Raw genomic sequence first — 15,543 nt, forward strand, 5'->3', positions numbered from 1 at the left:
GACGTCGACGGCACCACAATCCAGGTCGGCGGCCCTGCACTGCTCGAGCAGGAACATGCAACCGAACTCACCGTCGCCGACCGGTGGCGCGAAGACGGAGCGATCATCCTGCACGTCTTCGCCGGCGGCACCGTGATCGGCGCGCTCGCGCTCGCCGACGAGGTCCGGCCCGAATCACGTGCAGCGATCGATGCGCTGCACGCCCGCGGTGTCACGGTGGTCATGATCACCGGTGACGCCGACGCTGTCGCGAAATCCGTAGCCACCGAACTCGGTGTGGACCGCTACTTCGCCGGAGTGAAACCGGAAGACAAGTCGCACACCGTCGCTGATCTCCAACGGGAGGGCCGCACTGTGGCGATGGTCGGCGACGGCGTCAACGATGCGCCCGCTATAGCGCAGGCCGATGTCGGCATCGCGATCGGCGCGGGTACCGACGTCGCCATCGCGTCGGCGGGAGTGATCCTCGCCAGCGACGACCCCCGGTCGGTGTTGTCGGTGATCGAACTGTCGAAGGCGTCGTATCGGAAGATGAAGCAAAACCTGTGGTGGGCAGCGGGATACAACTTGATTTCCGTTCCGCTCGCGGCGGGAGTGCTGGCACCGATCGGGTTCGTGCTTCCCATGTCGATCGGCGCGATCCTGATGTCGTTGTCAACGATCATCGTCGCAGCCAACGCACAATTGTTGCGCCGACTCGATCTCACACCTGTGACTTTCGGGTGAATGTGGCGTGGTTTTCGATGCCTGATTTGGCATGCTTTGAGGTTTGTCGATTTTCTCCTTCAGCTCTCCAAGGGAATTTTGGATACCAGTGAGCGGAGTCGATGGGTCAGGCGTAGAGGGCGCTGATTTTGGTCTTGTGAGCTTCGTGAATGATGTTGCGCTTGAGCTTGAGCGTCGGCGTCAATTCGCCGGTCTCCTGGGTGAAGTCGACCTCGAGGATCGTGTATTTCTTGATCTGCTCGGGGTTGGAGACTTTCTTGTTGGCGTCGGCGACGGCCGAGTCGATTTCGGCGATCAGGTCGGCGTTCTTCACCAGATCGGCGATCGCGGTGTTCGCGGGTAGGCCGTTGCGCTCGACCCAACCGGGCAGTGTCTCCGGATCGAGGGTGATCAGTGCACCGATGAACGGCTGACCGTCGCCGACGACGAGGCACTGGCTGATCAGAGCGTGCGCGCGCAGGGAATCTTCGAGGCCTGCCGGTGCGACGTTCTTGCCGCCGGCGGTGACGATGATTTCCTTCTTGCGGCCGGTGATGGAGACGTAGCCCTCGTTGTCGATCGATCCGAGGTCGCCGGTGTGGAACCAGCCGTCGACGATGGATTCGGCAGTGGCCTTGTCGTTGTGCCAGTAGCCGGCGAACACGACCGGGCCCTGCAGGAGGAGTTCGCCGTCTTCGGCGATTCGGGCGGCGTGGCCGTTGATCGGCTTGCCGACGGTGCCGACGCGCTGCGCGCTCGAGGTGTTGACGGTGATTGCGGCGCTGGTCTCGGTGAGGCCGTAGCCCTCGTAGATCGGGATGCCGACGCCGCGGAAGTAGTGGCCGAGGCGCGCGCCGAGGGCTGCGCCGCCGGAGACTGCTCGCTCGCACTCGCCGCCCAGTGCTGCGCGCAGCTTCGAGTAGACGAGCTTGTCGAATACCGCGTGCTTGAGCTTGAGTGCCAGTCCGGGGCCACCCTTTTCGAGGGATTCGCTGTATTCGATGGCGGTGGCGGCAGCCTTGTCGAAGATGCTGCCCTTGCCGCCGTCGACGGCTTTCTGGCGAGCCGAGTTGTAGACCTTCTCGAACACGCGGGGCACCGACAGGATGAAGTTGGGCTTAAAGCCGGCGAACTGCTCGAGGAGCGTCGTCAGGTCCGAGGTGTGGGCGACGGTGACCTTGGCGTCGAAAGCGCCGTAGGAGATCGCTCGTGCGAATGCGTGGGCGAGCGGGAGGAACATCAGCGTCTTTTTGCCGGGGATCATCGACTCCGGCAGGGCCAGGCGGCAGGCGTTGGACTCGGCGTGGAGGTTGGAGTGTGTCAGCTGGACGCCCTTGGGGCGTCCGGTGGTTCCGGAGGTGTAGATCAGGGTCGCGGGCGAGGCGGCGGTGACCTGGTGGCGACGTGTGTGCAGTTCTTCGTCGGTGATGGCGGAACCGCGGCTGGACAGCTCGTCGATGGCACCCGATTCGATGATCAGGACTTCGCGGAGAGCTTCTGCGCCGTCGGTGACTTCCTTGTGGGTCTCTGCGTGCTTGGCCGTTTCGACGACCAGAAGTGTTGTCGCTGAATTTTCGAGGATCCACTGCGCCTGATCGGGGGAGGAGGTCTCGTAGATCGCGACGGTGCATCCGCCGGCAGTCCAGATGGCGTAGTCGAGAACGACCCACTCGTAGCGGGTCGCGGACAGGATAGCGACGCGGTCGCCGAGTTCGACACCTGACGCGATCAGGCCCTTGGCAACTGCGGAGACCTGCTTCGCGAATTCAGCTGCGGTGACGTCGACCCAGCCGCCGTTCGACGGCCTCTTGAACGGCACGAATGTGGGGTCTTCTTCGGCGTGACGGAACACGGAGTCGGCCGTGGAAATGTTTCCAGGAATTGAGAACGACTGTGAAACTGAGAACTCGCGCACTATTGACCCCTTCAGTGACAGCTCTGTGGCCGCGTCGGTAAATGAAAACCCCCGTTCTTCTTGGAATCGGGGATGGTGTCTGCCACATGAAACGCATTGAAGAGTTCGGACACTTTTGGGCACATTCAGGTGTTCGAGCACTCAGTTCACGTGGATTCGACTCAGTGGGTGCGGTTGGGCTCGGATGCCTTGAGCATGTCGTGACGCTCGACGACCTTGATGCGCTCACGGCCTTCGGGCTCGCCCAGGCTGCGCTCGTGCGCGTCGAGGCGGTACCAGCCCTGCCAGGTCGTGTACGGCACCTGCTTGCCTTCGAGGAACTCGATGACGGCGTTCTCGTCGGGGTTCGCGGCGCCGGCGAAGTCGACGGAATCCTCGAGAAGATTCGCGACGGTTTCGTTGGCGTCACCCTTGGTGTGGCCGATGAGGCCGACGGGGCCGCGCTTGATCCAGCCGGTGACGTAGGTGGCCGGCATGAACCGGGCTGCGCCCTCGGCGTTGTCGTCGGCGACGACGCGTCCGGCGTCGTTGGGGACGGTGCCGGCCTGGTCGTCGAACGGCAGCTGCGTGACGTTCTGTGAGAGGTAACCGACGGCGCGGTACACGGCCTGGACATCCCAGTCCTTGTACGTGCCGGTGCCCTTGACGTTTCCGGTGCCGTCGAGCTGGGTGCGCTCGGTGCGCAGGCCGACGACCTTGCCGTCTTCGCCGAGGATCTCGGTGGGAGATTCGAAGAAGTGCAGGAACAGCTTGTGCGGGCGGTTTCCGACGTCGCGAATTGCCCAGTCCTGCAGGGTGTTCGCAACCATGTCGACCTGCTTGGAGTTACGGCGAGCCTGCTCGGAACCCTCATCGTAATCGATGTCCTCGGGGTCGACGATGACCTCGATAGTGGGCGAATGATCGAGCTCACGCAGTTCGAGGGGCGTGAACTTGGCCTGGGCGGGGCCGCGTCGTCCGAAGACGTGGACCTCGACGGCCTTGTTGTTCTTGAGGCCCTCGTAGACGTTGGCGGGGATCTCGGTGGGGAGAAGTTCGTCGCCGGTCTTGGCGAGGACACGGGCGATATCGAGGGCGACGTTGCCGACACCGAGGACAGCGACCTTCTCGGCGTCGAGCGGCCATTCGCGCGGGACGTCGGGGTGGCCGTCGTACCAGGAGACGAAGTCGGCGGCGCCGTAGCTGCCGTCGAGGTCGATGCCGGGGATGCCGAGTGCGCGGTCGGCATTTGCGCCGGTGGAGAAGATGACGGCGTCGTAGAACGACTGCAGGTCATCGAGGGTGATGTCGGTGCCGTAGTCGATGTTGCCGAGGAGGCGGACCTGCGGCTTGTCGAGGACCTTGTGCAGGGCGGTGATGATGCCTTTGATGCGCGGGTGGTCTGGTGCGACGCCGTAGCGGATGAGTCCGAAGGGCGCGGGCATGCGCTCGAAGAGGTCGATGCTGACGCCGCGGCCGGAGACTGCGGTGTCGGATTTCATGAGTGCGTCGGCTGCGTAGATGCCGGCGGGGCCAGCGCCGATGATCGCGACCCGGAGTGGGCGTAAAAGGTTGTCCTCGGGCGACATCGGTGTCGCGGAAATGGAAGCTTCGGTGGCCATGAAGATCTTCTGTGCCTTCTGTCGTTGACTGAGATGAAGTGCTGTCATGTCGACTCCGGAAGAATCGGAGCGACGACCGAGATGGAGGGCCCGTGCATCGCGGGCAATCGGCTCAGCTGTGACGAGCCCGCTCTTCGTAGGCCCGCCTGGCTGCGGTGTCGACGTCTTCGAGAAACACTCTGTCTGTGTGAAGCGCTCGGGTGAGCGCTTCGCTGATCTGGCGGGGTAAGAACTTCTGACTGGCGGCGAGGGCGCCGACGAGCTTGGTTACCCGTACCTTCGGCTTGGGGCGTTCGATCAATGCCACGACGGCACGTGCGATGTCTTCGGGTTCAGCGTTCTTGAGTCCGGGAAGCCCCTTGGTACCCGCCGTCAACTCGGTGTTGACGAAGGATGGCAGTACCGCGGAAAACTCGATTCCCGTACCGCGGTGCTCCACCCGCGCGGCGTCGGTGAAACCGACGACGGCATATTTGCTGGCGCAGTAGGTGGCCAGTCCGGGCGTGTAAATTTCGCCGGCGAGTGAGGCGATGTTGACCACGTGTCCGCGGCCGCGCGGCAGCATTCGCCGAACAGCGAGTTTGGAGCCGGTGATCACCCCGAGGACGTTGATATCGAGGATCCGGCGGGTGACCGCGTCGGGTTCGTCCGCGATCCGGCCGGCGGGCATGATGCCGGCGTTGTTGACGAGCACGTCGATAGGCCCGAGCGTTGCTTCCACGTCGTCGAGGAAGGCCTCGAAGGATTCGGTGTCGGTCACGTCGAGCTTGCGGTAGCTGGTCAGGCCGAGTTGGGTCGCGGACTCCTTGAGTTTGGCCTCGTCGATGTCCCCGATTGCCACCTTCGCGCCGAGTCTGGTCAACGCGGTCGCGGTCGCGAACCCGATTCCGCGGGCACCGCCGGTGATCGCGATGACGCGACCGTGCAGAGATTGTGTCATTTTCCTTGTGTCCTTCAGTCGTCGTTACAGGGAGTTCGAGCGGCTTGATACGGACAGTCGGCGGCGCGGGTCACGCGCGACGAGGGCGCGCAGCAGCCGGCCGACGAAACGACCACGTAAGGGGGTGTACGGATACCAGAGCAATTCCCGCTTCATCACGGGTCCGCGCGGCATCGTGATCGCCTGCTGCCGGGTGTACTTGCGGATTCCGTATTCACCCCCGAATCGTGCGCCGAGACCGGATTGCTTCCAGCCTCCGTGCGGTAGCCCCAGCGCGAACAGATTGGAGAAGGCGTCGTTGATGTTCACCGCGCCGGCGTCGAGTCGGCGGGCGATCTCCTCGCCGCGGGTTCTGTTCCCGCACCACACCGTCGCAGACAGGCCGTACTCGGAATCGTTGGCCAAACGTACGGCTTCGTCGGCGTTGGCGACCTTGACCACGGGGATGGTGGGCCCGAAGGTCTCTTCCCGGATGCAGGCCATCGAATGGTTTACGTCGACGAGGACAGTCGGCTCGAAGAAGGTGCCGGTGCTCCCGGCTTTGCCTCCGGTCAGGGCCGTGGCGCCGCTGTCCACAGCGTCGGCGACGTGCCGGGCAACGAGGTCACGTTGCGCCTCGGTGGCCAGCGCGCCGACATCGGTGCGATATCCGTCGTCGTCGGTGCCCTGTCGGAGCGAGCCGACGAGTGCCACCAGTCGCGCGACGAACTCGTCGTGGACGGGGGCCTCGACGTAGACGCGTTCGATCGACACACACACTTGTCCGGCATTGAACAGGCCGCCCCAGGCGATTCCGGCTACCGCGCGGTCCAGGTCGGCATCCGCCAACACGATCGCCGGATCTTTGCCGCCCAGTTCGAGACTGCACGGCACCAGTCGCTCGGCAGCCCGCACCGCGATCGCTCGACCGGTTGCTGTGGAACCGGTGAACTGCACGAAGTCCACCGAATCCACTACCGCTGCACCGGTGTCGCCGCGGCCGGTGAGGACCGAGAAAACAGGGGGCGCACCAATGTCCGACCATCCCCGTGCGAGTTCGACGGCTGCCAACGGCGTCACCTCGGACGGTTTGAGCAGAACCGCCGCGCCGGCGAGCAGAGCCGGGATGATGTCCATCGCCGGCATCGCGAGCGGGAAGTTCCACGGAGTGATCACACCGACTACCGGGTAGGGGCGGACAGTTTTGATCAGTCGCTTGGTCATCGAGAGCGGTCCGTGGGGTTTCACACGCTCGTCGGCGAGAAACGTGCCGGCATTGTCAGCGAAGTAGTTGATCAGATCGCACGCGAGCGCGGGCTCGATGGCTGCTTCGGCGCGCGGTTTGCCGGTCTCGGACTGCAGTACGTCGATGAGATGGCGCTCGTTGTCGAGGAGCCAGTCCCGCAGCTTCCGTAGCCACTTGGCCCGACCTTTCGGCCCCAGCGCTTCCCACTCGACTTGGTGAGCGCGCAGACGCCGGACGGTCTCGGTCACTGTCTCGGAACTATTGTCCGGTACGCGCGCGACGAGGCGTCCGTCCGCGGGGCAGTGCACATCGATGTCGACATAGCCCGTCTCGGCCTTGCTTCCGGATCTCATATGAACCCCGCCTTCTATGATGTGCGCCACGTCTTATTAGAATTACACAAGCGAACCGAAGTTTTCTTGGCGAAATAGGCCAAGGAGATCGGCCATTCTTGTACTTTAAGTCCAAATCCGAAAGAGGTGCCAACGTGTCCGCTGACGACATGGTGATGGCCTGGCTCCGGGAATTCGCTGCGGAGGCGCTGGTGCCCGGCACCCTCGATGGCCTTGTCGCGCGCTTCGACGCAGCAATAGTGGCGGAGGTCCCCGAAGTTTCCGCGGACCGGGAGTTGCGACGGGACCTCGATGCCAGCACCCGCGGGCAAGGGCGTGCGCTGTTGATCTGGCTCACCGACGACTCCGCCGAGGTGGACCTGCCGCTCGCAGCTCATGATCTCGCGCGCACGATCGCCCGACGAGGTCTGCATCTGAGGGTCTTGATGCAGATCTACCGAGTCGGCCAGAAGGCGCTGCTGAGGTTCGCCGCGGAAACGGCAAGTGAGCGCATCACCGACCCCGTACTGGAACCGAAGGTATTGATACGGCTCTTGGAGCGGGCGAATCACTGGCTCAACGTGTCGTTGGAGATACTCACCGATACCTACAGTGAGGAACGAGAGCGCGGATTGAGCGGCGCGTTCGCACGGCAGGCGGAAACCGTGCAGGCGATCATCCGAGGTGAGATCGTCGATGCCGCGGCGGCATCGAACCGTTTGAATTACCCGTTGATCAGGCATAACACGGCACTGGTGTTGTGGTTCGACAACGTGCCGTCCGAGCAGACCGAGGACGTGATCGGCGTCCTGAATTCCGTTGTCCGCGCGGTCGCGGCCACGATCGGGGCTCGGCAGCTACTGACTCTGCCGTCGGGATCGCGAGGGCTCTGGGCGTGGCTGTCGATGGACGTCGAGTCGGATCTCGCCGCAGTGGACATCGGTGCGGATATCCCGGCCGGGATATCGATCGCGATGGGCAACCCAGGCAAGGGAATTCGAGGATTTCGGCAAAGTCACACCGAAGCTGTTTCCGCTCATCATATTTCGGAACATCAGGAGGTTGCGGCTCGCCCGATTTTGTATGCAGACGTCGAAATTATCCACCTACTCGACGGCCACCCCGACGCGGCGAGGGCACTGGTTTCGCGTGAACTACGCGGCCTCGACGGTACCGATGCAGCCTCCACCCAGTTGCGCCGCACTCTGCGCACCTATCTGAATGTGAACCGCAGCCCGGACGCGGCAGCTCGCGCGCTCGGCGTGCACAAGAACACCGTGCGGTACCGCATCCAGCGCGCCGAGGAGATGCTCGGACACCCCATCGGGGCCAACCGGCTCAAACTCGAACTTGCGCTCGAATACGCCGACACCTACGGTCCGGCCATCCACGAGTGACACTCTTCAGCTGGCCGATGCCCTGCAGGGGGTGTGGTTGGAGCCTTCGCTACCCGTTCGATCGTGAACTCCAGCACTCGACTCCTTACCGGTGGGCGGTGGAGGTGAATTGATATGTTGCCGCATCGACGATCTCGTCAGGGGTGATGGCGATCTCGTCGTTCAACCATGCGGTGACCAACTCGGCCAAGCCGCCCACAAACAGCAATCCGTTGATTTCGCCCTGGTGTGGTGGCCATGCCCGGTCGCCGTACATGCGGGTGGCTTCGTCGGCCACCATCTGAGCAAAGCCCCGCAGCGCTGCACGTCGGTGGGTGCGCAGAGGTTCGAACGCGGCGGATTCGATCATCGCAACACGTCCCTTGCGTGGATCGTCGGTCAAGATGGTGACGAACGAGGCGATGGCATTTCGTACGCGCTGCTCGAGCGTCCCGCCGCTCGCCCGAAGTGCGTCCAGTCCGGCTTCGCGGACTTCGTCGGCGATTCCGTCCAGGACCTTCTGCAGGACTTCGTCTCTGCTGGTGAAACTTTCGTAGAAGTACCGCTCGGTCAACTTGGCGTGCGCGCAGATGGCGGTCATGGTGGCACCACTCTTGCCTGTGGCAGCAAAGACTTCCAATGCGGCTTCGAGCAAGGTTTCACGCCGCAGTGCTGCACGCTGGTCGCCGCTCAGGCCCGCGTATCGACGTGGCGTAGGAGAAGTCATAGGTCGATATTGACAGATCCGATCACTGTGACGCAGACTACCAATATCTGACAGGATGCACTGTCAGATCAATGCGGAAGTCGAGGTTCATCCATGTCCAAGATCCTGGCCGATCCACCAGCACAGTCGCAGTTACTCCCGATCTCGGGCCGATCGGGGCTCCCCGGTGTCGGGCACGCACTCGAATACATCCGCGATCCCCTCGCCTTGATGCAAAAGCACTGGGACCGCTACGGCGAGGTCTCCTGGTTCTCCATGATCGGGCGACGTTGGGTCGCGGTCCTCGGACCCGACGCATGCCAAGAAGTGCTGCAGAACAAAGATCGAGCATTCATCAACGGCGACGGCTGGTCGGTCCTGATCGGCCCCTTCTTCCACGGCGGTCTCATGCTTCTCGACTCGGAAGAACATCTACGACACCGACGAATCATGCAGGAGGCATTCACCCGATCACGCCTGGAAAAAACAGTCGACGTTCTCAACCCGGCGATCGCCTCGGCGCTCGACGCCTGGACTCCCACCGACGGATTCCGCGCCTACACCGCACTCAAATCACTCACCCTAGATCTCGCCACCGACATCTTCATGGGAGGCGCGGAAAGATCCACCGAGAGCGAAATCGACTCGGTGAAAAAAGCTTTCGTCGATTGTGTACAGGCAGCCACCTCAGTCGTGCGCTACAACGTCCCAGGAACCAGGTGGAAGCGAGGACTCGACGGACGCCGGGTCCTGGAAGACTTCTTCCGGCAGTACCTACCGGCACGCCGATCACACGAAACCGATGACCTGTTCTCCGTGCTCTGCCACATCGAATCCGAAGCAGGACAACGCTTCAGCGACGACGAAGTCGTCGACCACATGATCTTCCTCCTGATGGCCGCGCACGACACCTCCACCATCACCATCTCCACGATGATGCAATACCTGGGCCAACACCCACAGTGGCAGGACAGATGCCGGGCAGAGTCCCTCGAGTTGGGAACAGCGTCACCGAGCTACGCCGATCTCGACGGACTCGTCAGCCTCGATCTGGTCATGAAAGAATGCCTCCGGATCGTCTCTCCGGTACCGGTCGTGGCGCGCCGCGCGGTCCGCGACACCCAGGTCCAGGGACATTTCGTGCCTGCAGGAACGTACGCGGCGGTGGTGCCGCATTTCACCCACCACATGTCGCAGTACTGGCCCGAACCAGAACGCTTCGATCCCGAGCGCTTCGCGGAGCACCGACGCGAAGACAAGGTGCACCGATACGCGTGGGAGCCGTTCGGTGGTGGTGTGCACAAATGCCTCGGCATGCACTTCGCCGGCGCCGAGATCAAAGCGATCATGCATCATCTCCTTCTGCGCTTCGACTGGCGCGTCGACGCCGACTACGTCGCCCCGCTCAACTTCACGTCCCTGCCGTTCCCCTCCGACGGACAACCGGTCGATCTGCGTTTCCTCGAGCAGTGAGGATACGCCAGAAAGCTTGCTCTACAGGCGGATGCAGTCACCGCTCCTGATCGCTCACATCATCGACGAATGCTCTGACGAGTTCGTACCGTCCTACGACAGTACGAACGGACGCAACGAAATTCAGTTCTCCCACAAAACATCGACGTAGTAGGAGTTGGCGTGGAACGTACCCTGTTCGAACCGGAACATGATCTTTTCCGGGAGTCCTTCCAGAAGTTCTTGGCACAGCACGTCGCGCCCTTCCACGACAAGTGGGAAGAGCAGAACATCGTCGATCGCGACGTCTGGGTGGAAGCCGGCAAGCAAGGTTTCCTGGGAATGGCAGTTCCCGAGGAATTCGGCGGCGGCGGCGTCAAAGACTTTCGATACAACGTCGTCATCACCGAGGAAGCGACCAAGGCTGGTTACAGCGGTATCGGTTTCATGCTCCACAACGACGTCGTGGCGCCCTATCTGGTCGATCTGTGTAACGACGAGCAGAAACAGCGTTGGCTGCCGGGATTCACCTCGGGAGAACTGATCTCTGCGATCGCCATGACAGAACCCGGAACCGGTAGCGACCTACAGGGCATCAAGACCAGAGCCGTCCGCGACGGCGATGACTGGATTCTCAACGGGTCCAAGACGTTCATCACCAACGGCATCAACGCCGACATCGTCATCGTCGTTGCGTGCACTGACCCCGACATCGGAGCGCAAGGCTTCAGCCTCTTCGTTGTCGAGCGCGGAATGCCAGGCTTCGAACGAGGGCGCAACCTCGACAAGATCGGGTTAAAGGCACAAGACACCGCAGAACTGAGCTTCACCGACGTCCGAGTCCCCGCATCCAACATGCTCGGCGAGGAGGGAATGGGCTTCCTCTACCTGATGAAGAACCTTCCCCAGGAGAGGCTTTCCATCGCCGTGGTCGCTGCTGCAGTCATGGAATCCGTTCTGGAAAGCACGATCCAGTACTGCCGCGAGCGCAAGGCCTTCGGCAGGTCCATCGGTAGCTTCCAGAACACCCGATTCGTACTGGCGGAAGAGACCACGAAGACTACGGCCGTCCGCGTTCTCGTAGACAAGTTCATCGAGCAACTCAATGCCGAGAAGTTGACCGTGCAAGAAGCCGCCATGGCTAAGTGGTGGACCACCGAAGCCCAGGTCAAACTGATCGACCGATGCCTCCAACTCCACGGCGGCTACGGCTACATGAAGGAATACCCGATCGCTAAGGCATACATGGATTCTCGCATCCAGACCGTCTACGGCGGCACCACCGAGATCATGAAGGAGATCATCGGGCGATCCTTGAACCTTTGATCGAGTCCGTAATCAAGACCTGGAGTGGAACTGTCGGCGGGCTGAATTTTCGATGTAGATATCTCTACTTGTGACAAATTGAGCATCTACCGAAGCGATAGCCCCTGGGGCATTCACGATGGCGAGGGTCACTGTGCGTCAGATCGGAAGAATAACCCTCTGAAATGCGGAGATCGAACTCCCGAAGGCGGCAATCCGGAGCATTCAGAGGAGTCGTCATCCTCACTAAGCCCTCAGACGCTAACCGATCGTGTCGCACGTTGAAACCATGACGTTGTGGACCGTGGGGTCACCGTCTGACTGCGGCCTGCCCGAGTCTCTGACTCCGCGAAGGAAACCGTTAGTGCGGTTCGCCCCCCCGACAAGCTCATGGCAGCCTTTCTCGCCCAGTGCTGACCGCCTAGCCGAAATTCAGGGAACACCGACGATTCGGCCGAGCCTGTGATTCACCGCGTCCTCCTCCTGATCACAGGCTTGGACACTGATGCGTCGCCCGCGTCGAGGGAATGTGCTTCGGCGATGATCAGTCATCAAGATTTTGTCAGATCGAACAACGACAGGACGAACTTGTCACCTTACGAAGACCCGTACGCCCGATCAGCCGACCCTCATTATGTTGTGCGAGTTCGCGCTCGAGTGTGTTGGAGTCGATTACGTTCCACAGCACTCGTCTTCTGAAACTGACACCGCGGGCTGTAACCGTGACTTGCACAGCAGACCCGAGATGTACTTAGTGAGTGGGGTTGAGATACACCCATTTCTGAATACAGACACTGATGTATCGTTTCGATCATGGATCTCCTGACCCGCGTTTCGGTACTGTCCCGGTTCGGGCATGCCCTGTCCGACGAAACCCGTACCCAGGTGTTGTTGGCCCTCAAGGATCGGCCGCGGTATCCGGCTGAGCTGGCCGATTCGCTGTTGGTGACGCGGCAGAAGCTGTCGAATCATCTCGCCTGCCTACGGGGATGCGGGCTGGTCGTAGCAGTCCCGGACGGGCGCCGGATGCGATACGAGTTGGCTGACGACAACATCGGTCGTGCATTGGACGACCTGCTTGCAGTCGTGCTCGCCGTCGACCCGACGTGTTGTTCGACTGCCGACGCAGTGGGGTGCTGCTGATGTCGGCAGAGCGGGGTGCTCCGCAGCTGATGGACTATCCGACCGACGCGCGACGCGCGGTGTTGTCGAGGCGGATCCGCTACTTCGTCGCCGCGACGATTGCGTACAACGTGATCGAAGCGATCATCGCGATCACCGAAGGCGCACGGGTGTCCTCGACGGCGCTCATCGGGTTCGGATTGGACTCGGTCATCGAGGTGTCCTCTGCGGCGGCGGTGGCCTGGCAGTTCTCGGCGGCGAACCCGCAATCGCGAGAGAAGATCACGCTACGGGTTATCGCTCTTTCGTTCTTCGGGTTGGCCATCTTCGTCACCGTCGACGCCGTCCGCTCACTGTTCGGACTGGGTGAGGCCGAGCACTCGACCGTCGGACTCGCCCTGGCTGCTGTGAGTTTGGCGATCATGCCGGCGTTGTCCAGGGCGCAGCGGCCGCGCGGGCCGAGAACTGGGTTCTGCCACTGCTGTTGCGGATTCGAAGCAGACACTGCTGTGTACCTACCTCTCCGCTGTACTTCTCGTCGGCCTGATTCTCAATAGTGCCTTCGGCTGGTCCTGGGCCGATCCCGTCGCCGCGCTCGTGATCGCAGCACTGGCAGTCAAGGAAGGCCTCAACGCCTGGAAGGGTGACACATGCTGCGCGACAGTGATTCCCAGTGAAGTGAGAGTTGAATCGCATCACTGCGACTGCTGCGATCGACAAGCCAAATCCGAATGGGTCGCCGAAGGTCTCGATGGGTAAGCGCAAACCTTCGAGTCGGCTCGAAGGTTTGCGCTTCAGTTCACGGCAGATCACTTGAAAACTCACTAGATCAGCTGGCCACCGACAAACGGTCTCGAAACATGTCGGTGGCCAGTTCTACCGTTCACCGCACCGGAAGTGTCGATGAGCGGAGGAGTCCTCCATGATGGTGCAGCGAGTGCTTACACGCGAGGGCGGGCCTGAGTCGTGGACCGTTGTCGATGAGTGTTTCTCGGTCATCGAACCTATCGAGCAGTTCCTCGCCCACCAGGCAAGGATCGAGCGGGCATCGTCCACTGTCAGGTCCTATGCGTTCGATTTGCGCGACTTCTTCTGGTTTCTCACCCTCCGCGGCTCGGACTGGACGTCGGTCGACCCCACTACCCTGGGAGCGTTCATAGCGTGGTTGCGCCTCCCTCCATTCTCACGCAGCAGCAACGTCATACCGCTTGGCCTCGACGAACCGCACTGCTCCACATCGACGATCAACCGCAAGCTCGCGGCCATCGGATCGTTCTATCGGTATCACTCTCACTACGGTGTCGACTCCTCCTCGATCACCGCTGCTCGCCGTCGCAGTGGCCGATACACGCCCTTCCTGGGTCACCTCGACGCACCGATCAAGCAGACCTTGAGTGTGAAACTGAAACAGCCGCAACGCCACTCGCGGACGTTGACCAGTGCGCAGGTCGACGCGATCCTCCGCGCTTGTGACAGACTGCGCGACCGCCTACTGGTTTCGCTCCTGCACACCAGCGGAATTCGGATCGGTGAAGCAATCGGTCTCCGGCATGAAGACATCGACCCGGCCAGCATGACATTGCACGTCAAGTCTCGATTCAACACCAATGGCGCACACGCAAAGACAGGCGAACGCGAGATACCGATACCGGCCCATCTGATCCGCCTCTACACCGACTACCTCGTCGACGAGTACGGCGACATCGACAGCGACTACATCTTCGTCAACCTGTGGTCCGGCAGGGTGGGCGAGCCCTGGAAATACTGGACCGTGACAGATCTGACCAGCAGGCTTCGACGCCGCAGCGGGGTCGTTTTCACCCCACACATGCTGCGCCACACCTATGCCACCGACCTTCTTCGTAGAGGCGTCCCCCAGGAGGTCGTGCAGAAGCTCCTCGGACACAGATCGATCACCACCACAATCGATACCTATGCCCATCTCGAGATTGACGACGTTCGGCGCGCACTCACCGAAGCGGGTTGGCTCACCGGCCCGGCAGCAGCATCCCCAGCCAGCGGGTCATTCTGATGGCGGCGCAACCAAACTTTTCGTCAGTGATGACCGTGCTTCGCGAGCGTGCGGAGGAGATTCTCATCGACGATGCGATTTCAGTATCCGCCGACGACGCTATCGGCGGCGGAACTAGGTGCTCAGCAACCGCGTGCACACAGATCGCTGCGAAAAAGCTATGCGTCGGTCACCACGACAGATGGAAATCAGCAGGACGGCCTGAGCTCGACGCTTGGGACCCCGGGCCGGAACCGGTCGGCTCCAAGACGCTGAGCCTCAGTGGCCTTCCGGTTCCGCTGAAGTGGGAACTCGCGTACGCAATCGCTCTCACACGGGAGGATCCAGACCCGCCCACCATGCGGTTGTCGTCGATGCAGAACTTCATTCGCGTGTTGGAGGCGTCCGGCATTACCTCGTTGATGGGACATCCTGAAACCGCCTGGCCGATCATGAAAGCGCAACGCACTGCCGCGGGCACCATGAAACTCAAGCCAGGTCTGCTCACCTACGCAATCGACGCAGTGGACCAGCTGCACGGACGCGGGGGAATCGACGACGAATACCACCTCGACGTCTGGCGTGTTCGGCGAATACGACTGCACAAGCGAACCAACGGCACAATCCTTCGATTCACTGAAATCGGTCGACCATGGTTGAGGGACGCAGTCAAACAGTTCATCAAGTGGCGCAACGAAACCGAGTACAGCATCACATGTATGCAGCGCGACGTCATCACTCTGACTCGGCTGTCGACGGCCTTGCATCTCGTCGCAGGCCCGCATGCGACTCCATCAGATTGAACCGCACCGGCGAGTCCGGAGACTTGGTCTTGTGTGAGTTCGGTCAGCTC

At 61.8% G+C, this 15,543-nt stretch carries 12 protein-coding genes and 1 pseudogene; 8 read left to right on the forward strand and 5 right to left on the reverse strand.

Going from position 1 to position 15,543, the window contains the following annotated elements:
* The coding region (locus RHODMAR_RS09830; protein ID WP_008713943.1) for an HAD-IC family P-type ATPase at positions 1-726 on the forward strand (726 nt) is incomplete at its 5' end.
* A gap of 106 nt (positions 727-832) precedes the next feature.
* Here RHODMAR_RS09830 and RHODMAR_RS09835 read toward each other — a convergent pair.
* The 4 genes from RHODMAR_RS09835 to RHODMAR_RS09850 form a co-directional block, all read right to left on the reverse strand.
* On the reverse strand, positions 833-2,620 hold the full coding sequence (locus tag RHODMAR_RS09835) for an AMP-dependent synthetase/ligase (protein WP_008713945.1): 1,788 nt from the start codon (positions 2,618-2,620) through the stop codon (positions 833-835).
* Between the two features lie 161 nt (positions 2,621-2,781).
* Positions 2,782-4,188 carry an FAD-dependent oxidoreductase gene (locus RHODMAR_RS09840; protein WP_042938617.1) on the reverse strand — a complete coding sequence of 469 codons (1,407 nt, stop codon included), beginning with the start codon at positions 4,186-4,188 and terminating at the stop codon, positions 2,782-2,784.
* 145 nt (positions 4,189-4,333) lie between these two features.
* Entirely contained in the window at positions 4,334-5,161 is an 828-nt protein-coding gene (locus RHODMAR_RS09845) for an SDR family oxidoreductase (protein ID WP_008713948.1), read from the reverse strand.
* A 24-nt stretch (positions 5,162-5,185) separates the two neighbouring features.
* Positions 5,186-6,739 (reverse strand): aldehyde dehydrogenase family protein, encoded by a 1,554-nt coding sequence (locus RHODMAR_RS09850; protein ID WP_008713950.1) that lies wholly within the window; start codon positions 6,737-6,739, stop codon positions 5,186-5,188.
* 134 nt (positions 6,740-6,873) lie between these two features.
* On the opposite strand from RHODMAR_RS09850, the gene RHODMAR_RS09855 reads away from it, so the two are divergent.
* Entirely contained in the window at positions 6,874-8,115 is a 1,242-nt protein-coding gene (locus RHODMAR_RS09855; RefSeq protein WP_042938612.1) for a PucR family transcriptional regulator, read from the forward strand.
* Between the two features lie 85 nt (positions 8,116-8,200).
* On the opposite strand, the gene RHODMAR_RS09860 is transcribed toward RHODMAR_RS09855, so the two are convergent.
* The gene (locus RHODMAR_RS09860) at positions 8,201-8,821 is read right to left on the reverse strand and encodes a TetR/AcrR family transcriptional regulator (protein WP_042938614.1); all 621 of its coding nucleotides are present in this window, start codon (positions 8,819-8,821) and stop codon (positions 8,201-8,203) included.
* 93 nt (positions 8,822-8,914) lie between these two features.
* Here RHODMAR_RS09860 and RHODMAR_RS09865 point away from each other — a divergent pair, with 93 nt between their 5' ends.
* The 6 genes and pseudogenes from RHODMAR_RS09865 (at position 8,915) to RHODMAR_RS09890 (ending at position 15,493) form a co-directional block, all read left to right on the forward strand.
* The gene (locus tag RHODMAR_RS09865) at positions 8,915-10,273 is read left to right on the forward strand and encodes a cytochrome P450 (protein WP_008713955.1); all 1,359 of its coding nucleotides are present in this window, start codon (positions 8,915-8,917) and stop codon (positions 10,271-10,273) included.
* 162 nt (positions 10,274-10,435) lie between these two features.
* Positions 10,436-11,578 (forward strand): acyl-CoA dehydrogenase family protein, encoded by a 1,143-nt coding sequence (locus RHODMAR_RS09870; protein ID WP_008713957.1) that lies wholly within the window; start codon positions 10,436-10,438, stop codon positions 11,576-11,578.
* A gap of 792 nt (positions 11,579-12,370) precedes the next feature.
* The gene (locus RHODMAR_RS09875) at positions 12,371-12,700 is read left to right on the forward strand and encodes an ArsR/SmtB family transcription factor (RefSeq protein WP_008713959.1); all 330 of its coding nucleotides are present in this window, start codon (positions 12,371-12,373) and stop codon (positions 12,698-12,700) included.
* A pseudogene (locus RHODMAR_RS09880) lies at positions 12,700-13,438 on the forward strand (cation transporter). Before RHODMAR_RS09875 ends, RHODMAR_RS09880 begins: the two are co-directional and overlap by 1 nt.
* A gap of 163 nt (positions 13,439-13,601) precedes the next feature.
* Positions 13,602-14,711, forward strand: coding sequence for a tyrosine-type recombinase/integrase (locus RHODMAR_RS09885; protein WP_008713963.1), 1,110 nt, complete (start codon positions 13,602-13,604; stop codon positions 14,709-14,711).
* A gap of 26 nt (positions 14,712-14,737) precedes the next feature.
* Entirely contained in the window at positions 14,738-15,493 is a 756-nt protein-coding gene (locus RHODMAR_RS09890) for a hypothetical protein (protein WP_157226046.1), read from the forward strand.
* Positions 15,494-15,543: the final 50 nt, after the last annotated feature.

This window comes from Rhodococcus sp. AW25M09 (assembly GCF_000333955.1).
Taxonomy (GTDB): domain Bacteria; phylum Actinomycetota; class Actinomycetes; order Mycobacteriales; family Mycobacteriaceae; genus Rhodococcoides.

Excerpts from the sequence above, each read along its gene's own strand:
- RHODMAR_RS09840 (WP_042938617.1), bottom strand. The coding sequence starts at position 4,188 with ATGTCGCCCGAGGACAACCTTTTACGCCCACTCCGGGTCGCGATCATC.
- RHODMAR_RS09845 (WP_008713948.1), bottom strand. The coding sequence starts at position 5,161 with ATGACACAATCTCTGCACGGTCGCGTCATCGCGATCACCGGCGGTGCC.
- RHODMAR_RS09850 (WP_008713950.1), bottom strand. The coding sequence starts at position 6,739 with ATGAGATCCGGAAGCAAGGCCGAGACGGGCTATGTCGACATCGATGTG.
- RHODMAR_RS09860 (WP_042938614.1), bottom strand. The coding sequence starts at position 8,821 with ATGACTTCTCCTACGCCACGTCGATACGCGGGCCTGAGCGGCGACCAG.
- RHODMAR_RS09865 (WP_008713955.1), top strand. The coding sequence starts at position 8,915 with ATGTCCAAGATCCTGGCCGATCCACCAGCACAGTCGCAGTTACTCCCG.
- RHODMAR_RS09875 (WP_008713959.1), top strand. The coding sequence starts at position 12,371 with ATGGATCTCCTGACCCGCGTTTCGGTACTGTCCCGGTTCGGGCATGCC.
- RHODMAR_RS09885 (WP_008713963.1), top strand. The coding sequence starts at position 13,602 with ATGATGGTGCAGCGAGTGCTTACACGCGAGGGCGGGCCTGAGTCGTGG.